The following is a 20195-nucleotide window of genomic DNA, read 5'->3' on the forward strand; positions in this document are numbered from 1 at the left end:
TGGCCTCAAGGCTGCTAGCTGAAACTGTCCAACTTTTGTGGGGCAGTCCATCACTGTGGGAGCGGCTTCAGCCGCGAACACCGGCAAAGCCGGTGCCAAACACCGCGCTGTCTGCTTCGCGGGTAAACCCGCTCCCACAGGGATTGCACCAATTTTGAGATCTTGTGGAAGACAGTTGCTCTCACAATGGGCGTGGGTTGCCTGCGAAGCAAGTTGTCTGCCTAGCAGCCACGGTGCTAGGGCTGTTCACCCCGCCTTTAAGGGCCGCGCCCCACAGCCACCCGCACTTTTTCCATTTTCGGCGCTCTATCCTAGGCCCAGGCCGCTGCGATCCCCGCGTGGCCGCCGATTTCGACCCGGTGCCGATGGTTGCGTGCAAGCCCCACCTGTTACTCCGCCTGCTGCTGGCAGGTGCCCTCACATGCCTGTGCGCCTGCAGCCATCAGCAGGGGCGTGATATCGTCACCCAGTTCAGTGACGGCAAACCCAGCGAGCTGTTCCAGACCAGCGTAGACCGGCTGGCCACCTTGGCGATGCGCGACAACCTGCAAAGCCTGTACCTGCTGATGAACAAGCTGTACCTGCGCAACCCCAGCCAGTGGAAGCTGTCCGGCTACCTGGATGCCGCCACCGCCGAGCGGCAGATCCGTATTGCCATCGAGCAACGCCAGCCCCTGCCGCAGCTGGGTAACCGCCGCGACCTGGCGGCCCTGAGCTACGCCCTGAGCCCCGAATTTCGCGGTGACCGTGTGGGCGCCTTCATCTATGCCATTGGCAGCATGCTGATCACAGCGCACGGTGGGCGCACCGAGTTCTACATCACCGACACCATCGACCCGCTGTTCGTCAACAACGCCGCGCGCAACATCGAGAAGGCCACCTGGATGCTCAGCCAGCGCCAGGATGCCAATGGCGTACTGCTGTTGTTCTCCAACGAACTGTCAGAAGAGGGCAGCAACCTGAGCTTTGCCGTGGAGTTTGGCAAGGTGGTGGCCCGCCTTGACCTGCTGGCCGAGCTGCTGGATGAGCGCTACCGCCGTATTGGCCTGAACTATGCGCAGAGTTTGTTGCTGATGAACTTCCTGCCGGTGCAATGACTGTGGCCTGGGGCCTACAGCAACGCCTGGATGGCCTTGCGGTAGCGCTGGCCCGCCAGGCTCATGCTGTTGTTGTGGGTGGCGCCAGGTACCAGCAGCAAGGTCTTGGGCTCTTGCGCTGCTTCGAACAGTTGCTGGCTGAAGCGTGATGGCACGTAACGGTCGTCCAGCCCATGCACCAGCAGCACCGGCACCCCCACTTCGTGAATCTTGTTCAGCGAGTCGAATTTCTGCGACATCAGCCAGCGCACGGGCAGTGAAGTGTTGGCCACCACGGCGGCCACATCGCCGAGCGAGGTGAAGGTGGACTCCAGAATCAGCCCCCGTGCCGGGGCGACGGCCGCCTTGTGGCGTGCATCACGGGCCAGCTCGCTGGCCAGTTCCACCGCCACCGCGCCACCCAGTGAATGGCCGAAGATCAGCCGCTTGGCAGGGTCCGGCTGCAGCTGGGCGAACCGCTCCCAGGCAATGCGCGCATCCTCGTACACGGTGGCCTCCGAGGGCAGGTCGCCGCGGCTACGGCCAAACCCGCGGTAATCCACGGCGAGCACCGAAAAGCCCATGGCATGTAACTGCTCGATGCGAAACAGCTGGCCGGTGAGGTTCCAGCGCACGCCGTGCAGGTACAGGATGGCCGGGGCGTTGGCGCGCTGTGCGGGCCACCACCAGGCGTGCAGGCTCTGGTTGTCGGTGAAGGTACGCGGGCGCAGGTCCAGTTCCTGGATGCCGCTGGGCAGGCCATGGAACCAACTGGCCTGGCCCGGCTCGATACGGAACACCAGTTCCCGTTCCTTGTGTTGCAACACGGAGCAGCCGGCCGGCAGCCCGAGCAGCAACAGGGCGGCGCACAGCCAGCTGAACCAGCGGCGGCGCAGGTGGGCAAACATAAAAGTAGGCATGCGGGCTTTTTATCAAATGCACTGCCCCGAATGTGAGAAAAGTTACCGAACGGCCGCACCGCTTGTTTGCAAGCTGTTTCGGCACGTGCCTGAGCGACCCCGCAATTGCACTGGGCGCCCGTATGCAGGTAGCGTGCGCTAATACCCCCTGACAAAGGCCTTCCCTTGGACTCCATCACCCAAGCCGTTCTAGGTGCGGCGCTGCAAGGTACCGTACTGGGCCGCCTCCAGGGCCGCCGTTCGCTGCTCTACGGGGCAGCGCTGGCAACGGTGCCCGACCTGGACGTGGTCATCCGCTATGCTGACCCGGTGTCACGGATGACCTACCACCGTGGCTTTTCCCACTCCCTGTTCGTGCTCACCGGCCTTGCGCTGTTGTTGGCATGGCTGGTCAACAAACGCTGGCCTGGCAAGGGCTATACATTGCCCAGGCTGTTCCTGGCGTTCTGGCTGGTACTGGTAACCCACCCTGTGCTCGATGCCTTCACCGTGTATGGCACCCAGTTGTTCTGGCCATTGCAACTAACCCCACAAAGCTGGGCGGCGGTGTTCATCATCGACCCGGTCTACACGCTGCCACTGCTGGGGGCGGTGCTGTACGCAGCCAGCAAGGGGGTGACGTTGAAAGCCACCCGCCTGATGGCCCTGGCACTGGCATTCAGCACCGCCTACTTGGGTTTTGGCCTTGGCAGCCGCATGGTGGCTGAGCACCGCTTCCAGGCCGCACTGAATGCTCAGGGCATACAGGCCAGTGAAGTGCGCGCGGTCCCGATGGCCTTCAACAGCCTGGTGTGGCGCGTGCTGGCCAAGGCGCCCGGTGGCATCTACTACGAAGGCGTCAGCAGCCTGTTCGACCGCGGCCCGCCAGAAATGCAGCGCCTCACCCGCCACCTGCCGTTGGCCGAGGTATTGGCGAACGACCCGTTGCACCAACGGTTACGTTGGTTCACTGACGACTGGCTGCGCTATGACCAGGTGGGCCGCACGCTGGTGGTGACCGACCTGCGCATGGGGACGCCGGGCAACTACAGTTTCCGCTTCGACTTTGCCCACCTGGATGACCAGGGGCAGTGGGTGATCCAGGTGCCTACCGCGCACCAGGCAGGCGGCCCCGGGTCCATGTTCAACGGGCACGACCTGGCCCTGATCTGGCGGCGCATAGTCGCCCAGCAACCACCGGTCCCCCTGGCCAGCTGGACCTCTCGCTACCTGGGCGTGCAGCCTCCTGAAACCGGGCATTGACCCATGCGCGCACCCGGCCTGGACCTGGTGAAATGGCTGGCGATGCTGACCATGGTCGCCGATCACCTGCGCTTTGTCTGGCCGCAGGCCGACGGGCTGTTCGTGGTCGGGCGCATGGCCTTTCCTTTGTTTTGCCTGGCCATTGCGGTAAATGTGGCCAGGAATGAGGCGGGGCCGCTCTGTACCCGCAGCAACCTGCGGTACCTGGGTTTGATGCTGGTGTTTACCGTGCTGTCGGAACCGGTGTATCGCTGGCTGGACAGCGGGTCATTGACGTTCAGCATCATGCCAACGCTGGTGTTGGGGCTGCTGGTTGCCTGGGGTGTGCACTATCAACAGGGCTTGGCACGCCTACTGGGGCTTGCAGCACTGATAAGCGGCTGGCTGGCAAACGATCGGTTGATGTATGGCTTGCCGGGGGTGCTGCTACCCGCCGGCTGGCTGCTGGCACGTCGGCACGGTGGCGCTGGGTGGTTAGTGCCATGCCTGCTGGCCATGGCGGGGAACTTGACCAATGGCTGGTTGCGTGAGCATTTGCTGGCGCCGTTTACGTGGCTTGTGCTCACCACGGCACTGTTTTCAATCCCATTAGGGGTTGGCTTACTGCGCTGTACCAGGCCCGAAATACCGGCCGTGGGGCGGTGGGGGTATGCGTTTTACCCAGGGCACCTCGTGCTGATCAAGCTGATGGGTGGGGGTTAGGCTCACCGTGGTGGGTGGGCCGACGCTGGCAAGCCGGCTTGGGAGCCGGAACGCCAGCGGTCATCGGCTTCAACTGACGGGCACCACGATCAACTCAAGGGCTTCGGCCAGGTCCAGCGGCCGCCTCATACGCTGCGACAGCACCATCATCGCATCGGCATAACCCTTGGCGATCACGGCCTGCACTTGCCCAGCCGTACACTGCAGGGCAATGAAGTCACCCGATTCCGGTGCCCCCACGTACTCCATCTGGTCCCACGTCTGCGCATGCCCCAGCCTTTCGTAGCGCTGGCCATGATGGAAGGTCCAGAAGTAGGGCACATCTGCGTAGTGCCGCTTCTCACCGAGCATGTTCGCTGCCGCGATCACCCCGTGCTGCTGGGCCAGGCGCCAGTGCTCGATACGTACCGCGTGGCCTGAGAGCGGAAAGGTGGCAATGTCGCCTGCAGCCCACAGGCCGTCGGCCACGCGCATTTCACCATTGGCCTGCAGCGACTTGTCATCCGCCAGCGCCACGCCCTGGATGAAGCTTGTGACGGGCTCGACCCCGGTACCCAGCAGTACCATCGCGGTGGCCAACCGTTCACCTGTGCTCAGCAACACGGCTTGCGCCTGTTCATCGCCTTCAATTGCAACGACATCTGCCGGGCCGTGAAAGGTGACGCCCTTGCTTTGGTGCAGCGCACGGATGCTTTTACCAATTCGCTCGCCCAGTTGTTTGGCCAGGGGCACTTCGTGGCGGCTCACCACATGCACCTGGGCGCCGTACTCGCAGAGCGCCGAGGCAGCCTCCAGGCCGATGAAACCATCGCCGACGATAACCACGGGCTCCCCCGGGGTGGCTGCGTCGAGCAATTGCTCGGCGTCATCGCGGGTACGCAAGGTATACACGCCGGCAAGCGTGCTACCTGGCACGTCCACGCGCTTCGGCTTGGCGCCCGTCGCCACCAGGCAGGCGTCATAGTCGATGCTCTGCCCGTCAGCCAGCAGCAGCTGGCGTTTCTGGCTGTTCAGCGAGCGCACCTTGGCGTGCTTGCGTTCCAGCTGACCCTTGCGCAGGTCATCGGGCTCCAGCAACGCGGGTACTTCGTCAGGCGGCATTTTACCGGCAAGTACAAATTTGCTGAGTGCCGTGCGGTCATAAGCGGGGTGGCGCTCCTGGTCAATCCACACCAGGCGGCCGGCGAAGCCTTGATCCAACAGTGTGGCGACCGCCGCAGTACCTGCCGCGCCGGCACCAACCACCACGAAGCAGCGGGCATCGCTGCGCCGGGCTGGCTGGGGCTTGGGCATCGGGCGATCATCCACCCATACCCGTGCGTCCTGGACCCAGGCCTTGTAGCGTTGCAAGCCCGTGAGTGCCGGCGGCTCGCAGACTGCGCCATCGCCAAGGGCAAACGCGGCCTTGTGCCACGGGCAAATCAGCATGCCGTCACAGACACGGCCTTCGTCGAGCGGGGCGCCGGCATGGGGGCAGGTGCCTTGGAAGGCGTGTACCTGGTCACCTTGGCGCAGCAGGATGAGCTCTTCACTGCCAGCCTGCACACGCAGGGGGCGCTGATCATCGAGGTCGCTCAGATGGGCTACGGCGTGGTGGGTCATGGGCGTTTCTCCAGGGAGGGGCTCTGGAGGTTATGACGCCGGTCGGGGGAGGGTGATGCGTTGGGCTGACGACCGGCAGGGATGTTCCGTCTGTAGGATGGAGCGCCGCACGCGCGGCGCTCTATCTTCCAGGCGCTGAAACTCTACCGGTGAACACCGCCTACCACACCACTCCGGGTAACCCGCAGGGCCACCAGGCTGCCCAGCACGATCAGTGCCGCCAGGGAATACAGCGCAGCGTCGGTCGAACCGGTCTGGTCCTTGATGAAGCCCACCAGATACGGGCTGAGGAACCCGGCCATCTGGCCCACCGAGTTGATGATGGCCAAGCCTGCGACGGCGGCGCCTGCGCTCAGCAGGGCAGTGGGCATCGGCCAGAACATCGGCAGGCCGGTCAGTGCGCCCATTGTGGCAATGGACAGGCCCAGAATGGCGATGGTCGGCGTGCCGGCGAAGTTCACCGCGATCAGCAGCCCCGCGGCGCCCATCAGCATCGGGACGACAAGGTGCCAGCGCCGCTCGTTGCGCAGGTCGGCCGACCGGCCACACAGAATCATGAACACACCGGCCAGCAGGTACGGAATGGCACTGAGCCAGCCGATCAGCAGCGGGTTGTCGAAGCCCATGTTCTTGATGATCGACGGCAGCCAGAAGTTGATGGCGTAAACGCCACTCTGGATGCAGAAGTACACGAAACCAAACGTCCAGATCAGCGGGTTGGTCAACACCGCCCGCACAGTGTCGCCAGAGGTGCGGGGCTTGGCGTCGGCGTCGGCCTGCAGGTCGGCGGCGATCAGCTGGCGTTCGCGGGTACTCAACCAGTGGGCATTCTGGTGGCCATCACTGAGCAGGAACACCGCCAGCGCACCCAGCGCCACGGTCGGCAGGCCCTGAATCAGGAACATCCACTGCCAGCCGGCCAGGCCGTGCTGGCCGGCGGCGAAATGCTCGAGAATCCAGCCGGAGAACGGCCCACCCAGCAACCCCGAAACCGGGATGGCCGACATGAACAGGGCCATGATGCGGCCCCGACGCGCTGCCGGGAACCAGCGCGAGAGGTACAGCACCACGCCGGGGAAGAAGCCCGCTTCGGCAGCGCCGGTGAGCAGGCGCAGGGCATAGAACTCGGTGGGCGTGGTGACGAACAGCAGGCAGGTGGACAAGCTGCCCCAGGCGATCATCATCAGGGCAATCCAGCGCCGCGGGCCGAAGCGGTTGAGCGCCAGGTTGCTGGGCAAGCCGCACAGCACGTAGCCGATGAAGAAGATGCCGGCGCCGAGGCCGTAGATGGTTTCGCTGAAGTTGAGCGCGTCGAGCATCTGCAGCTTGGCAAAGCCGACGTTGACGCGGTCCAGGTAGTTGAACAGGTAGCAGATGAAAATGAACGGAATCAACCGCAGAGTAATGCGCCGGTACAGTGCGTTACGCTCGGTGTCCGTGCCGTGGTCAGGGGCGGGGCTGTGTGCCATGATCGGGTTCTCTGTTGTTATGGTTGTCGCCGCGTCGCCTGTGCCGGCGCTCGCCCCACCGAGTCTCGGGGACGGCGGCATGCCTGTCTTTGTGCTTTTGCACAGCACCGGCCAGCCACTGCTGTGCCCTGGCCCAATCGCTCGCTTGCAAGGACCCTTGAATGTTCGAACTCGACCACGACCTGGCGCAGGATATTGTCGACCGGGCGATGGCCATTCTGCCATGCAACGTCAATGTCATGGACAGCCAGGGGCTGATTCTGGGGAGTGGCGAGCCTGAGCGGGTGAACACCCGCCACGAAGGTGCGCAACTGGTGTTGGCCAACGGGCGCATCGTCGAGCTGGATACCGATGCTGCACGCTGCCTGAAGGGCGTGCAACCGGGCGTGAACCTGCCGCTGATGCTCGATGGCCGGCTGATGGGCGTACTGGGCCTTACCGGAGACCCGCACCAGGTGCGGACCTACGCCGAACTGGTGCGCATGACTGCCGAAATGCTGCTGGCCCAGCGTCACCTGCAGGCCGATCAGCAATGGCGCCGTCAGCGCTGCGATGACCTGCTGGCGTTGCTGCTGGGTGGCGCGGGCGATTCGCCACGGCTATTGGATGAAGCGCGGCAACTGGGCCTCAAGCCTCAGCTGCCGCGGGTGCCGTGCCTGTTTGAACTGGCCTCGGGCCCTGACGCCGAGGCGCTGGCCGCCTGGCTGATAAGCCGCTACCCCGACAGCTGGTGCGTGAGCCCTGCGCGCCAATCGCTGCTGTGGTGCCGCCCGGCAGGCGCGGCGCTGGATGAAGCACGCCTGCTCGAACGCCTGCAACGCCATGGCTGGGTTGTCGAGCGCCTGGCGCTTGGCAGCGTGGCCCAGGGGTTGGAGCAACTGCGCCGGGGCTATCGCCGGGTCCGCGACCTGCTCGCCTACGGCAGGGAAGTGCTGCCCGGCGAACAGTTATTGAGCCTGCACCGCTACAGGCTGCCGGCAATGCTGTGGCGCCACCGCAGCGATGACGCCCTGGACGAGCTACTGGAGCCGCTGCAACGCATCCGCGCCAAGGATGGCAACGGCCAGTTGCTTGCTACCTTGCGTGCCTGGTGTGCCCATGACGGGCAGAGCCAGGCCTGTGCCGACGCGCTGGGCATCCACCGCAACAGCTTGCGCTATCGCCTGGAGCGCATCGCCGAGCTGGGCGAGGTGGACCCGCTGCGCATGGAGGGCATGCTCAGCCTGTACCTGGGTTTGCAGTTGCTGCCCGCTGGCTGACCAGCACAGGCAGTTGCCCAAACTACCTCCGCGCAGCGTTGTGCATTTGACTGAGGCCGCTGGCGTTGCCAGGTGTCAGCATGCCGCTATCAGGACAGGAGTATCACCATGAAAATCGTCATCGCGCCCGACTCGTTCAAGGACAGCCTCGACGCGGCTGGGGTAGCCCGTGCCATTGCCAACGGCCTGCGCGAGGCGCTGCCCAAGGCCGAATTGATCGAGTGCCCGATGGCCGACGGAGGTGAGGGCACCATGGAGGCCATCCTGGCGGCAAGCGACGGCGAATTGCGCCGGAAGACCGTGCGTGGGCCATTGGGGCACAAGGTGGAGGCAGGGTGGGGCTGGCTGCCGCAGAGCCGCACCGCAATCATTGAAATGGCCCAGGCCAGCGGCCTCCAGTTGGTGCCTACCGGTCAGCGGGATGCCTGCCGCAGCAGCACATGGGGCACCGGTGAGTTGATTGCGGCAGCGCTGGCGGCTGGGGCCAGGCGTGTGGTGTTGGCGATTGGGGGCAGTGCCACCAACGATGCTGGCAGTGGCATGTTGCGGGCACTGGGCCTGCGCTTGCTGGACGCCCACGGGCAACCGCTGGTTGAGGGTGGTCTGGGCTTGGCAGGCCTGGCCAGGATCGACGCCAGCGACCTCGACCCACGCTTGGCCGAGGTGCAGTTCGAAGTCGCCGCAGACGTCGACAACCCACTGTGCGGCGCGCACGGTGCATCGGCGATTTTCGGGCCGCAAAAAGGTGCCAGCCCCGAGCAGGTGCAGGCGCTGGACAAGGCGCTCGGCCATTTTGCCGACCATTGTGCGCGCCTGCTGGGCCAGGATGTGCGCGACTTCCCGGGGTGTGGCGCCGCAGGCGGCATGGGCTTTGCCGCCAGGGCGTTCATGGGCGCGCAATTCCGCCCGGGGGTAGAGGTTGTGGCCGAACTGACGGGGCTGGATGCCTTGGTTCAGGGCGCGGACCTGGTCGTGACGGGCGAAGGCCGTTTCGACGCCCAGACCCTGCGCGGCAAAACGCCCATGGGCGTGGCGCGGGTCGCCCAGCGCCATGGCGTGCCGGTAGTGGTGCTGGCAGGTACGTTGGGGGAGGGCTACCAGCAACTCTACGCCCACGGGGTAGACGCTGCGTTTGCGTTGGCTGACGGGCCGATCAGCCTGGATCAGGCCTGTGCCGATGCGGCCCGGCTGTTACAGGCCCGCGCCTGCGATATCGGCCGCCTGTGGCAGTGTGCTCGCCAGTGGTCCGTCAGGGCGTAAGGGCCGGCAGTGGGCTGGCCGGCAGCAGGGCGAGTTCACCGAAACGCTGCGTGGCGTCGATGTAGCGCAACGCAGACTTGGCATCTTTCCAGCCCACATAGCTCATCAGCGCCTTGAGCTCCCAGCCGTTGGCCGTGGCCCAAGTGGCGAAACCGCGGCGCAGGGAATGCCCCGTGTACAACGCCGCCGGCACCCCGGCGCGCTCGAGCATGCGCCGCAACACGCCGACCAGGCTGTTGCTGTTGAGCGGGGCATCGCCCAGGTTGCCCCAGCGGTCGAGCTTGCGGAACACCGGGCCGTGGGCAATGCCCGCCACCTCCAGCCATTGCAGGTACGCCGTTACCGGGCACAGCGCCTTGAGGGCAGGGGTGCGGTGCTGCACCCCCAGCGCCTCTCTGTCACCTTTGCTGCGTGGCAGAAACAGGGTGATGCCGACACCGGGTTCGGCCTGAATGTGCTCCACCCGCAGCCGCGCCAGTTCATCCCCGCGAAAACCGCGCCAGAAGCCCAGCAGCAACAGGGCGCTGTCACGCCTCGCCCGCCGCAATGTGTGCAGGTCATGCTGTTCGCGGGCCAGGCGTGCCTCCTGCTCAAAGCAGCCCACTGCGGTTTGCAGGTGCTGCAACAGCAACGGCGCCGCCTGCCGTGGCGGCGCGGGGTGGAGGGTGCGGATACCGCGCAGCACCTGGCGCACCAGCGGCGCTTTGGTAGGGTCGGGAAAGCCTTGGCTGATGTGCCACTGGCTAAGCGCTGCCAGGCGCTGGCGCAACGTGCTCACCGCGTGCTGGCTGGCGTGATCGGCCAGGTAGCGGGCAATGCTGTCGGCCGTGGCCGGCAGGAAGCCGCCCCAGTGGGTTTCAAAGTGGTCGATGGCCGCCTGGTAGCTGCGCCGGGTGTTGTCACGGGTGGCAGCGCGCAGGTAGAGGTCTATATCGGTCATGGTCCGGGGCCGGCGGGGTGTGCGAGGCTTATACGATACCTACAAAATGCGCGGGTGCGGTAATTGGGGCTGCCGGTATCAGTAAGCGACTTTTTCTTCCGCCTCTTTGAACGGGGCATACTCGCGCAACTGCGCATCGGACAGCGGGCGGCTGAAGTGATAGCCCTGGGCGATATCGCACCCGGCCAGCTTCAAACACACCACCTGCTCACGGGTTTCGACCCCCTCGGCCACCACTGCCAAGCCCAACCGCTTGGCCAGAATAATGGTGGACGAGACGATCGGGCTGTCGTCAGGGCTGTTGGACAGTGAGGCGATCAACGACCGGTCGATCTTCAACTTGCTCAACGGCAGCGAGTGCAGGTGGGCAAAGCCAGCGTAGCCGCGGCCAAAATCGTCCAGGCTGATGCCGAGCCCCGCCAGACGCAGCCGATGCAGGTGCTCAACCCCCGGGCCTTCGGGGTCCAGGATGGTGGTTTCGGTGATTTCCAGTTCCAGTTGCCCCGGTGCAATGCCATGGCTGTGCAACCCATCGAGCAGGCGGCTGGCGAAGTCCGCCTGGCGCAACTGCAGGGCGGACACATTCACCGCCAGGCGTGCCTCCCGCCCTTCGGCGGCCCAGCCCGCCAGCGCCTCGCAGGCCAGGCGCAGCACTTCCCAGCCCAGCTCGACAATAAAACCGCTGCGCTCGGCCAGGCCGATGAACCGGTCTGGGTAGAGCAGGCCGAATTCGGGGTGGTCCCAGCGTACCAGCGCTTCGTAACCCACCACCTGGTGGGTATCCAGATGGATCTGTGGCTGGTAGTGCAGCACGAACTGGCGCGCCGCCAACCCGTTGCCGAACGCCTGTTCCAGGGTAAACGCCTGAATATCCGCCAGGTTCAGCGACGGGTCGAAGAACCGGTACTGCGCACGCCCGGCCTGCTTGGCCGAATACATGGCTGCGTCGGCGCTGCGGATCAGGCTGTCGATGTCCTGGCCATCGCGCGGGCAGATGCTGACGCCAACGCTGGGGCTGGTGTTGACCTCCTGGCCGTCCAGGGCATAGGTGGCCGAGAGCCTGCGCACCAGCTCACCGACCCAGGCGTTGATCTGGTCTTCGCTGCGCTCGCCGGCCAGCAACACCACAAACTCATCGCCGCCGAAGCGCGACGCCTCGTCCCCGGGCTCCAGCAAGCGCTGAATACGTCCGGCAACGGCCTGCAGCAGCAGGTCGCCAATCTTGTGCCCCAACGAGTCGTTGATCGATTTGAAGCGGTCCATGTCGATGAACAGGATCGCCATCAACTGCCGCCGCCCACGCTGGCGGGTCAGGGCCAGCCCGGCCACCTCAACGAACTGGCGACGGTTGTGCAGGCCGCTGAGGTGGTCGGTGGCAGCGGCATGGCTGCTACGCCGGTGTTCGTCCTCCAGGCGGCCGATCAACTGCTGGTTGACCTGCTGGGCATGCTCCAGCGCGCTGAACGCTTCCTGGCGTTTACGTAGCAGGCGCAAGGTCCAGGCCAGGCTGGCAAGAATCATCAGGGTCATGCCCAGGTTCAGCCAGAACTGCCTGGCGTAGGCCAGCTGCGAAGGGGTGACGATTTCCGCCTGGGGTTGGCTCACCACCACGCTAAACCCGCGTTCGGGTACCCGCCTGTACAGGCTTTGATAGGCCTCGCCTACGCCGTACTGGGTGAGCAACCCGGCGTCTGCACCGCGGCTACTCAAGACCGGCTGCAGCGGGCTTTCGATAGCCGTCACACCGCGGCCATCGATGCGCAGGCGCTCCAACCCGTCATCCTGCACGAGGCTGACCCTGCCACCGCTTCCCAGGTCGACAGGGTGCAGCAGTTCTGCCAGGTAGAGGGGCTGCAACTGAAGCAGCACGACCTTGCCATTGTCGCCGCCAAGGGGCACCAGGGCCCTCAGGGCTGCGCGTTCATCAGGCAGTACTTGAGCCAGAAACGGCTTGGCACCGTATACCGCCAGTTGCCTTTCCAACTGCGCGAGCCAGGGCTTGGGCAGCTGGGCGGGGGCGTCGGGCAGGGTAGCCGATAGCAGGCGGCCGTGCCGGTCATAAAGGCCAAGGCGCTTGAATGCGGCGTCGTTGGCCTCGCTGCCGGTGGCTGCCTGACCACGGTCGAGTGCCTGGCGCAGGTTCTGGCCGATGATGCTGGCCAGGTTCAGGTGTTCAGCAGCTTTGGCCGCCAGCGCGTCTTGCCCGGCCGACGCTTTCTGCGAGATATGCAGCCCCCAAAGGAACGCCAGCGTGGCAGCACACAGCAACAGGATCAGCAGCCGTAGCAGGCTGGCGGAAGAAAGCGAACGACGAATCACTTCTGATAGTTCCCGACCCTGGGTGAGGCCACAACAATACGACAGGAAGATGACAGCACGGTGACTGGTGGCAATTAGCCTTTATTCTTTTGCCTGGCGCGGCGTGACAGGGGCACAAGCATTGCGGTATAGGTCTGCCATCCCTTGATCGAAGGCACTCTCATGACCGAACGTTTCAACCAGGCCTTGCGCCGCCAGTGCGGGCCAACCTGGTGCGCGGCCACCGGCCACCGTTTCGTGACTCAACTGTGCGACGGCACCCTGCCAGACCGCGTGATGATCGACTACCTGGTACAGGACCACCGTTTTCTCGACAGCTTCCTGACCCTGCTGGGCGCGGCCATCGCCACCGCAGACACCTTCGAGGCGCGCCTGCGCCTCGGGCGTTTCGCCGGGATGATTTCCAGCGACGAGAACACCTACTTCCTGCGGGCCTTCGACGCACTGGCTGTAAGCCCGGCCCAACGCAGCGAGCCGGCGGATACGGTGCCCACTGCAGGGTTCAAGGCGATCATGCGCGAGGCGGCCGCCACCCGGTCGTATGCTGCAGCGCTGGCAGTGCTCAATGTGGCCGAAGGCCTGTACCTGGATTGGGCGCTGAAGGCACCGAAGCCGCTGCCGCAGCACTTTGTGCACGCCGAGTGGATCACGTTGCACGACAACCCCGCTTTTCAGGCCTTCGTTGCCTTTCTCCAGGCGGAACTTGACCGCGTCGGCCCGGCCGAAGCTGCCCTGGCTACGGACTTCTACCAGCGCACCGTAGCGCTGGAATTGGCATTCTTCGACGCCGTTTATCCGGAGGGCCAATGAGCATGGATATCTTCGCGCGCTTGAAAGCGGCCGCCACACCGCAGTGGCAGCGTTACGTGGACCACGACTTCGTGCGCCAGATGGGCGAGGGCACTTTGAGCGAGGCGGCGTTTCGTCATTACCTGGTTCAGGACTACCTGTTTCTGATCCAGTTCGCCCGGGCCTGGGCGCTGGCCGCCTACAAGAGCCGGCGCCCGGCGGATATCCGCGCAGCCCAGGCCGGGTTGGCAGCGATTCTGGACGAAACCGACCTGCACCTGCGCTTGTGCGCCCGGTGGGGCCTGAGCCAGGCGGATATCGAAGCGGCAGCAGAACACCCGGCCACCGTGGCCTACACCCGCTACGTGCTGGACTGCGGGGCGGCCGGCGACCTGCTGGAGCTGCACGTGGCACTGGCGCCGTGCGTGATCGGCTACGCCGAAATCGGCCAGGCGCTGGCCGAGCAGGTCGGTGACCTCAGCCAACACCCGTATCGCGAGTGGATAGGCGAGTACGCCGGGCCGGCATATCAGGCGGTGGCCGCGGCGGCGCGTACGCATCTGGACGAACTGGCCACCCGCAGCATGACCGAACAACGCTTCGCCGAGCTGGTGGGCACTTTCGCCCAGGCGTCGAGCCTGGAGGCGGATTTCTGGCAAATGGGGCTGGACGCAGCCTGAGCCCAGAGGGCAACCTGCCCGGCACGCAACCCCAGGTAGTGAACGAGGAGCAACGGCATGAACGTCATCAACGCCCGCCTGCGTGGCCGGCCTGGCCTGTTTCGCATCGAATTGAACGGTGCCGCCATCGCCGCCATCGTGCCCCAGCCCGACGTAGTCGCGCCTGGGGCTGCCGGTGACCTGGACGCGGCGCAGAACCTGGTAGTGCCGCCCTTCGTCGAGCCGCACATCCACCTGGACGCGACGCTGACGGCGGGGGAGCCGGAGTGGAACATGAGCGGCACCTTGTTCGAGGGGATCGAGCGCTGGGCACAGCGCAAAGAAACCACTACCCACGACGACATCAAGGCCCGGGCCAAGAAAACCATCGACATGCTGGTGGACCACGGCATCCAGCACGTGCGTACCCACGTGGATGTCACCGAACCTGGCCTGGTCGCACTCAAGGCCATGGTCGAGGTCCGCGAGGACGTGCGCCACCTGGTAGACCTGCAGATCGTTGCCTTCCCGCAGGAGGGCATCGAGTCCTACCCCAATGGCCGGGCGCTCATGACCGAGGCGATTGCCATCGGTGCCGACGTGGTGGGCGGCATCCCGCATTTCGAGAACACCCGCGAGCAAGGCGTGGCCTCGGTGAAGTTCCTCATGGACCTGGCTGAGCGCAGCGGCTGCCTGGTGGATGTGCATTGCGACGAAACCGACGACCCGCAGTCGCGCTTTCTCGAGGTGTTGGCCGAGGAAGCACGGGTACGGCAAATGGGCCCCCGGGTTACGGCCAGCCATACCGTGGCGATGGGCTCCTACGACAACGCCTACTGCTCCAAACTGTTCCGCCTGCTGAAACGCTCGGGCATCAACTTCGTCTCATGCCCCACCGAGAGCATCCACCTGCAAGGCCGCTTCGACAACTACCCTAAGCGGCGGGGCGTGACCCGTGTCGCGGAAATCGACCGGGCCGGCATGAACGTGTGCTTCGGCCAGGACTCGATCGTCGACCCTTGGTACCCGCTGGGCAACGGCAACATCCTGCGCATTCTGGAAGCCGGGCTGCACATCTGCCACATGCTGGGGTACGAGGACCTGCAGCGCTGTCTGGACCTGATCACCGACAACAGTGCCCGCACCCTCAACCTGGGCGAGCGCTACGGCATCGAAGTGGGCAGGCCGGCCAACCTGTTGCTGCTGTCGGCGCCCGATGACTACGAAATGGTCCGTAGCCAGGGCCATGCGCTGGTGTCGATACGCCACGGGGAGGTGCTGATGCGCCGCACGCCGGCCCAGGTGCACAGGCGGGGCTGAAGCCAAGCCTAGCGGGGCACCTATAGATGGCCTGGCTAAGGCGCTGAGCCAGATCCGCCCGCTGCACAGCCCGCTATTCGCTGAGCCTGCATTCGCGGCTCCTGATGCCGCCTACGGCGGCTGATTGCTTCCATTCACCACCATCTAATCGATGCCCGCGCACGTCGGCGCATTCGCATGCGCGCCAGATACCGATGACAGCTTTCGGCCCCTTTAAGCCTAGAGCCTGGTCCCTACCACGCAAAATACCCCTCAAATTCGATAAGCCGTGATTATTCCACCTTAGCCTAGGCTTGAAATATGTACTCCAGTACCTCAGAATTGGTATGTAATTACATGCTACGTACAACAGTACAAAATAGTAGGAGATCCCATGGCCCGCGGTGGCATAAACAAGGTTGTGGTGCAGCAGGCCCGGCAGGCGCTGATCGCCAGGGGCGAGAACCCCAGCATCGATGCCATTCGTATCGAGCTGGGCAATACCGGCTCAAAAACCACCATCCACCGCTATCTCAAAGAACTCACTGGCCAGCAGCCCGTGGCCTTAGAAGGCGGCGCACCGATCAGCGAGGTGCTCAGCCGCATGGTCGGGCAACTGGCGACCCAACTGCAGGACGAAGCCGACCTCTCTATCGAACAGGCTGAGCGGGTGTTCACCGAGCAGCGCGAACACCTGGAACAGGAACTCGCCACCGTTCGCCAGGCCCTGGCCGAGGCCCAGCAACTGCATCAGATTGATGTCGCTGCATTGGCAGCGGAGTCCGAGAAGCTGCAAACCGCGCACAGCACGCTACAAACGGAGCAGTTGCGCAACGCCAGCCTGAGCCAGTCGCTGGGCGAGTTGCAGGTCCGCCTGGCAGACAAGGAAACACAGGTCAGTTCGCTGGAAGACAAACACCGCCATGCCCGCGATGCGCTTGAGCATTACCGCAATGCTAGCCGGGACCAGCGTGAGCAGGAGCAACGCCGGCATGAAGCGCAGCTGCAGCAGATGCAGGTGGAGGTACGCCAATTACAGCAGGGCATGGTGGTGAAACAGGACGAGCTCACCCGCCTGCACCGGGATAACGAACGGTTGCTGGGCGAGCACCGCCAGGCCTCGGGCGAGAGCCGCGCACAGAAAGAACTATTGGAGCAGCGCGATGCGCAAATCCAGGGCCTGCGCACCATGCTGGCCCAGGCACAGGGCAGCAGTGATGAACTGCGCCGTCAGCTTGCCGTACAGGTGCAAAGCCTGGAGGACGAGCGAGGCATCTGTACCGAGCAGGCCAATCAGCTTGCGCAGTTGCGCGTGCAATTGCAGGGTAGGGATGAGGCGTTGGCGCGGTGCGAGGCTGCGCGCAGTGCTGTGCAAGATTAATCAAACTTTCGTGGGCGGGTGGTTTCTTCAATAGGGCAGCCATTGGAGAATAACCATGACCGGTAACGACAAAGCACCGAACCCCCAGCAGGGGCCTCATTCTACTGATCACGCTGACAAGCCGGACGACCTCGGGTTTGATCCGGATTCACCCAGCGTCGACGACTCTCAAGTGGACCCTCAGGGCCCCGCCAAACCGCCGCGTGACGTAGAGAAAGACACTCAATAAAAAGGGCGGCCATCAGGCCGCCCCTTCAAAACACTGCCAAACGGCCTCGCACGCCCGTCAGGACTCGGCTTTTTTGGCTGCCTCGGCCTTTTTCGCTGCATCTACCCCAGCCGCCGACAGTTTGATCGGGTAGCTGAGGCTCACATTTTCATCGCCGTCCTTCAGCACGCTGCCGTCGTGGATCAGGCCTTCTTGCTGCAGCGACATGAGCATGTTGGCCACTTCCTTCTCGCCCCGGTAGTTATCCAGCAGTTCCTTGCCGAGCCCATGCGGGTGGGCATGGTGCAAACGGGTAAGGACTTCGGATTTGAGTGCGTCGTTGCTCATGGTTACCTCACTTGTCGTATTGGCTCTGCAGCGCCGGTGGAAATAGCCCTGGAGGCATATCCAGCGGGCGCTGCGGTTTTCCTCTACTGCCTGACGATGGTGCCGTGCGCGTCTGCGTGATTGCACACGTCTTGCCAACGCCGCGTACTGTTGAGGCCAAGCCAGGCACAAAGGTTTAATCTTTTTTGCCACCCGTTGGCGCGTGCGTGGCTGGGCTATAGTCAACAGCGTTCAGCAGAAGACGACTTAGGGACTTGAATGCGTGCAGCCGGGGATCAGGATGACCAAGGCCCCCTCGCTCTGACGGGCGAGGGCATACCGGTGTCGCTGTTTCGCCTGGTGTTGGCGTTCATGTTGCTGGTGCTGGTGACATTTGCGACGGTCGAAGGCTGGCGCATCTGGCGCGATTATCGCGATGCCTTCATCAACGCTGAAAACATGGTCACCAACCTGGCACAGGCCACCGCACAGCACGCCGAAGACGCCATTCGCCAAGTGGATGCGATCACCGCCGCACTGGCCGAACGTCTTGAAGGGGATGGCTTCGATCACATCGACCGCCCCCGGTTGCATGCCCTGCTTGCACAGCAGAAGAGCATCATCCCGCAGTTGCACGGGCTGTTCGTGTACGGGGCCGATGGGCGCTGGATCGTCACGGACAAAACCGCCACCCCAGCTGCAGCGAACAACGCCGACCGCGATTACTTCATCTACCACCGCGACCACCCAAGCCGGGCGGTGCGCATCGGCTCAGTAGTGCGCAGCCGCTCTACCGGTAGCCTGATCATTCCCATATCCCGGCGCCTGCAGCATGCCGATGGGAGCTTTGCCGGGGTATTGCTGGGCACCATCAAGGTGGACTGGTTCGTGCGCTACTACGGTGAATTCAAGATCGATGAACGTGGCGCTCTGGTATTGGCCAAGCGCGACGGTACCATTCTGGTGCGGCGCCCCTTCGTCGAGCGGGTGGTGGGGCGCAGCCTGGCCAACAGCGAGATTTTCCGCAATCACCTGCCCTACGCGCCACAGGGCCTGGTGGAAGCCGTTGCGGTGGTCGATGGCACGCCGCGCCTGTATGCCTACCGCGCGTTGACCAGTTACCCGCTGGTGGTGGAGGCAGGGCTGTCCCGGGAGTCCATCGTGGCGCCCTGGCGGCAGGATGCCCTGAAATCGCTGGCTGTGCTGTTGCTGTTGGTGCTGGGCTTCGCAGTCTTTGGCTGGGTAGTGTTGCGCCAGTTACGTGAGCGCATTGCCATGGAGCGTGCCTTGCACCAGGCCCATCAGACATTGAAGGCGCTGGCGCTGACCGACAGCCTCACGGGCCTGGGCAACCGTCGCCGGCTCGATGCGGTGTTCGATGCAGAACTGCGCAGGGCCCGGCGCCAGGGCTACCCACTGGTGGTGGTGATGCTCGACCTGGACTACTTCAAGGCCTACAACGACCGCTACGGGCACCCGGCAGGTGATGCGTGCCTGCAGCGGTTCGCCGCGCTGTTGCGCCAAGCCATGCGCCGCCCGGCCGACCTGGCTGTACGCTACGGCGGCGAGGAATTCACCTTGTTGCTGCCCGATACCGACAGCCAGGGCGCCCAGGCGCTGGTGCGTGAGCTGCAGCAAGCATTGCGTGGGCAGATGCTGGAACATGCCGGCAGCCCGCTGGGCAGGGTTTCATTCAGTGCCGGTATTGCCGTGGCGGACCTTGCCCAGCAATCACTCACCCCGCAGCAACTGCTGGGGGCGGCGGACCTGGCGTTGTACGAGGCCAAGCACCAGGGCCGCGACCGTTACGAGGTGATGGAGCGGGTGGCGGGTTAATCTGCTGCCAGCGCATGCTGTTGCGCCTGCAACTGCCAGCGCACCGAGCTGACGCCTTTTTCCAGGCTTACACGGCTTACCAGCCGCTCCAATTGCGAGGGCGCCTCGGAAGTGCCCAGCAGTTCGGCGCGCACTTCCAGCCGGGAAGGGTCTGCCAGGTCTTCGCTGTGCAAGGACTGCAAACGCAGCCCAGGGTCGCTGAGGCTGTGGAGCATCAGGCTGCGCACCTGGATCTCATCCTGAGCCCGGCAGACGATACGCACCTCGAAATGTTGCTCCACCTCACTGGCAGGTAATACCTCCTGGCGGTCCAGCCGCTGGGCAATGTCACGCAGCAGAATATTGGCGCACAGCACCACCAGGCTGCCCAAGGCAGCTTCCAGCAACAGGCCAAGGCTGCACAATACGCCGATGGCGGCGGTGCACCACAGGGTCGCCGCAGTGTTCAGCCCACGTACGTTGAAGCCGTCGCGCATGATCACCCCGCCACCGAGAAACCCGATGCCCGACACCACGTAGGCAGCGATGCGTGAGGCATCGGTAGGCTGCATGCCCGGCACCGCCTGGGTCATCAACACGAACAGACAGGCACCGGTGCTGACCAGTGCATTGGTACGCAGGCCAGTGAGGCGCTGACGCAGTTGCCGCTCGGCGCCGATCAGGGCGCCCAGCAGCAGGGCAATGCTGACGCGCAGCAGAAAGACTTTCCAATCCATAGCAAACCTCATCCACGGGCAGGTGCTCGTGTTGGCGTCGATACGTTCGACGCGGTTAAGAAAACCAGAAATGCGCAGGACCACGAAGGGAGAGGGGGATGTTGAAACCGTCACCGCCTTGGCAAAGCCGCCAGGCAGTTGAAGCGCTGCCGGACTAGCGTGCCGCGTGGGCCTGTCGCAAGCGACTGGGG

At 64.4% G+C, this 20195-nt stretch carries 18 protein-coding genes; 11 read left to right on the forward strand and 7 right to left on the reverse strand.

Annotation, left to right across the window (positions count from 1 at the left end; translation table 11 throughout):
* The first annotated feature begins 365 nt into the window (after window positions 1-365).
* Entirely contained in the window at window positions 366-1097 is a 732-nt protein-coding gene (locus IAE33_RS09465) for a hypothetical protein (RefSeq protein ID WP_201163379.1), read from the forward strand.
* A 14-nt stretch (window positions 1098-1111) separates the two neighbouring features.
* Here IAE33_RS09465 and IAE33_RS09470 read toward each other — a convergent pair whose 3' ends face one another.
* A complete protein-coding gene (locus tag IAE33_RS09470; RefSeq protein ID WP_201163295.1) occupies window positions 1112-1996 on the reverse strand; it encodes an alpha/beta hydrolase in 885 nt (294 codons plus the stop codon).
* 165 nt (window positions 1997-2161) lie between these two features.
* Between IAE33_RS09470 and IAE33_RS09475 the strand changes: the two genes are divergently transcribed.
* Both IAE33_RS09475 and IAE33_RS09480 read left to right on the forward strand, forming a co-directional pair.
* Window positions 2162-3238, forward strand: a complete 1077-nt coding sequence (locus IAE33_RS09475; protein ID WP_201163296.1) for a metal-dependent hydrolase — start codon at window positions 2162-2164, stop codon at window positions 3236-3238.
* 3 nt (window positions 3239-3241) lie between these two features.
* The gene (locus IAE33_RS09480; RefSeq protein ID WP_201163297.1) at window positions 3242-3940 is read left to right on the forward strand and encodes a TraX family protein; all 699 of its coding nucleotides are present in this window, start codon (window positions 3242-3244) and stop codon (window positions 3938-3940) included.
* A 69-nt stretch (window positions 3941-4009) separates the two neighbouring features.
* Here the strand turns inward: IAE33_RS09480 and IAE33_RS09485 are convergent, their stop codons facing one another.
* Both IAE33_RS09485 and IAE33_RS09490 read right to left on the reverse strand, forming a co-directional pair.
* Window positions 4010-5542, reverse strand: a complete 1533-nt coding sequence (locus tag IAE33_RS09485; protein WP_201163298.1) for an FAD-dependent oxidoreductase — start codon at window positions 5540-5542, stop codon at window positions 4010-4012.
* A 143-nt stretch (window positions 5543-5685) separates the two neighbouring features.
* The gene (locus IAE33_RS09490; protein WP_201163299.1) at window positions 5686-7011 is read right to left on the reverse strand and encodes an MFS transporter; all 1326 of its coding nucleotides are present in this window, start codon (window positions 7009-7011) and stop codon (window positions 5686-5688) included.
* 161 nt (window positions 7012-7172) lie between these two features.
* On the opposite strand from IAE33_RS09490, the gene IAE33_RS09495 reads away from it, so the two are divergent.
* Entirely contained in the window at window positions 7173-8270 is a 1098-nt protein-coding gene (locus IAE33_RS09495; protein ID WP_201163300.1) for a sugar diacid recognition domain-containing protein, read from the forward strand.
* A 108-nt stretch (window positions 8271-8378) separates the two neighbouring features.
* A complete protein-coding gene (locus tag IAE33_RS09500) occupies window positions 8379-9530 on the forward strand; it encodes a glycerate kinase (RefSeq protein ID WP_201163301.1) in 1152 nt (383 codons plus the stop codon).
* Here IAE33_RS09500 and IAE33_RS09505 read toward each other — a convergent pair.
* Window positions 9520-10470, reverse strand: coding sequence for a site-specific integrase (locus IAE33_RS09505; protein WP_201163302.1), 951 nt, complete (start codon window positions 10468-10470; stop codon window positions 9520-9522). The genes IAE33_RS09500 and IAE33_RS09505 overlap by 11 nt on opposite strands.
* Window positions 10471-10548: 78 nt before the next feature.
* On the reverse strand, window positions 10549-12789 hold the full coding sequence (locus IAE33_RS09510; protein ID WP_201163303.1) for a putative bifunctional diguanylate cyclase/phosphodiesterase: 2241 nt from the start codon (window positions 12787-12789) through the stop codon (window positions 10549-10551).
* A 162-nt stretch (window positions 12790-12951) separates the two neighbouring features.
* Between IAE33_RS09510 and IAE33_RS09515 the strand changes: the two genes are divergently transcribed.
* From IAE33_RS09515 to IAE33_RS24555, 5 genes are all read left to right on the forward strand, one after another.
* A complete protein-coding gene (locus tag IAE33_RS09515; RefSeq protein ID WP_201163304.1) occupies window positions 12952-13599 on the forward strand; it encodes a TenA family protein in 648 nt (215 codons plus the stop codon).
* Window positions 13596-14258 carry a thiaminase II gene (gene tenA, locus IAE33_RS09520; protein ID WP_201163305.1) on the forward strand — a complete coding sequence of 221 codons (663 nt, stop codon included), beginning with the start codon at window positions 13596-13598 and terminating at the stop codon, window positions 14256-14258. The genes IAE33_RS09515 and tenA overlap by 4 nt, the downstream gene beginning before the upstream one ends.
* A gap of 57 nt (window positions 14259-14315) precedes the next feature.
* The gene (codA, locus tag IAE33_RS09525; protein WP_201163306.1) at window positions 14316-15557 is read left to right on the forward strand and encodes a cytosine deaminase; all 1242 of its coding nucleotides are present in this window, start codon (window positions 14316-14318) and stop codon (window positions 15555-15557) included.
* A 373-nt stretch (window positions 15558-15930) separates the two neighbouring features.
* Window positions 15931-16917: a DNA-binding protein gene (locus IAE33_RS09530; RefSeq protein WP_201163307.1), complete on the forward strand. Its 987-nt coding sequence runs from the start codon at window positions 15931-15933 to the stop codon at window positions 16915-16917.
* Window positions 16918-16972: 55 nt separating this feature from the next.
* A complete protein-coding gene (locus IAE33_RS24555; protein ID WP_236403970.1) occupies window positions 16973-17146 on the forward strand; it encodes a DUF6021 family protein in 174 nt (57 codons plus the stop codon).
* 57 nt (window positions 17147-17203) lie between these two features.
* On the opposite strand, the gene IAE33_RS09535 is transcribed toward IAE33_RS24555, so the two are convergent.
* Window positions 17204-17473 carry a hypothetical protein gene (locus IAE33_RS09535; protein ID WP_201163308.1) on the reverse strand — a complete coding sequence of 90 codons (270 nt, stop codon included), beginning with the start codon at window positions 17471-17473 and terminating at the stop codon, window positions 17204-17206.
* A gap of 258 nt (window positions 17474-17731) precedes the next feature.
* Here IAE33_RS09535 and IAE33_RS09540 point away from each other — a divergent pair, with 258 nt between their 5' ends.
* Window positions 17732-19288, forward strand: a complete 1557-nt coding sequence (locus IAE33_RS09540; RefSeq protein ID WP_201163309.1) for a sensor domain-containing diguanylate cyclase — start codon at window positions 17732-17734, stop codon at window positions 19286-19288.
* Here IAE33_RS09540 and IAE33_RS09545 read toward each other — a convergent pair.
* On the reverse strand, window positions 19285-20004 hold the full coding sequence (locus tag IAE33_RS09545; protein ID WP_201163310.1) for an MgtC/SapB family protein: 720 nt from the start codon (window positions 20002-20004) through the stop codon (window positions 19285-19287). The two genes, IAE33_RS09540 and IAE33_RS09545, sit on opposite strands and share 4 nt — an antisense overlap.
* Between the last annotated feature and the right edge of the window lie 191 nt (window positions 20005-20195).

It is taken from the genome of Pseudomonas sp. S60 (genome assembly GCF_016647865.1).
In the GTDB taxonomy this organism is placed as follows: domain Bacteria; phylum Pseudomonadota; class Gammaproteobacteria; order Pseudomonadales; family Pseudomonadaceae; genus Aquipseudomonas; species Aquipseudomonas parafulva.

What these genes read in the sequence shown, in the direction of transcription:
- IAE33_RS09515 (WP_201163304.1), top strand. Translation starts at nt 12,952, where the DNA reads ATGACCGAACGTTTCAACCAGGCCTTGCGCCGCCAGTGCGGGCCAACC.
- tenA (WP_201163305.1), top strand. Translation starts at nt 13,596, where the DNA reads ATGAGCATGGATATCTTCGCGCGCTTGAAAGCGGCCGCCACACCGCAG.
- IAE33_RS24555 (WP_236403970.1), top strand. Translation starts at nt 16,973, where the DNA reads ATGACCGGTAACGACAAAGCACCGAACCCCCAGCAGGGGCCTCATTCT.
- IAE33_RS09530 (WP_201163307.1), top strand. Translation starts at nt 15,931, where the DNA reads ATGGCCCGCGGTGGCATAAACAAGGTTGTGGTGCAGCAGGCCCGGCAG.
- IAE33_RS09490 (WP_201163299.1), bottom strand. Translation starts at nt 7,011, where the DNA reads ATGGCACACAGCCCCGCCCCTGACCACGGCACGGACACCGAGCGTAAC.
- IAE33_RS09505 (WP_201163302.1), bottom strand. Translation starts at nt 10,470, where the DNA reads ATGACCGATATAGACCTCTACCTGCGCGCTGCCACCCGTGACAACACC.
- IAE33_RS09495 (WP_201163300.1), top strand. Translation starts at nt 7,173, where the DNA reads ATGTTCGAACTCGACCACGACCTGGCGCAGGATATTGTCGACCGGGCG.
- IAE33_RS09540 (WP_201163309.1), top strand. Translation starts at nt 17,732, where the DNA reads ATGCGTGCAGCCGGGGATCAGGATGACCAAGGCCCCCTCGCTCTGACG.
- codA (WP_201163306.1), top strand. Translation starts at nt 14,316, where the DNA reads ATGAACGTCATCAACGCCCGCCTGCGTGGCCGGCCTGGCCTGTTTCGC.
- IAE33_RS09485 (WP_201163298.1), bottom strand. Translation starts at nt 5,542, where the DNA reads ATGACCCACCACGCCGTAGCCCATCTGAGCGACCTCGATGATCAGCGC.
- IAE33_RS09500 (WP_201163301.1), top strand. Translation starts at nt 8,379, where the DNA reads ATGAAAATCGTCATCGCGCCCGACTCGTTCAAGGACAGCCTCGACGCG.
- IAE33_RS09465 (WP_201163379.1), top strand. Translation starts at nt 366, where the DNA reads ATGGTTGCGTGCAAGCCCCACCTGTTACTCCGCCTGCTGCTGGCAGGT.
- IAE33_RS09545 (WP_201163310.1), bottom strand. Translation starts at nt 20,004, where the DNA reads ATGGATTGGAAAGTCTTTCTGCTGCGCGTCAGCATTGCCCTGCTGCTG.
- IAE33_RS09535 (WP_201163308.1), bottom strand. Translation starts at nt 17,473, where the DNA reads ATGAGCAACGACGCACTCAAATCCGAAGTCCTTACCCGTTTGCACCAT.
- IAE33_RS09480 (WP_201163297.1), top strand. Translation starts at nt 3,242, where the DNA reads ATGCGCGCACCCGGCCTGGACCTGGTGAAATGGCTGGCGATGCTGACC.
- IAE33_RS09470 (WP_201163295.1), bottom strand. Translation starts at nt 1,996, where the DNA reads ATGCCTACTTTTATGTTTGCCCACCTGCGCCGCCGCTGGTTCAGCTGG.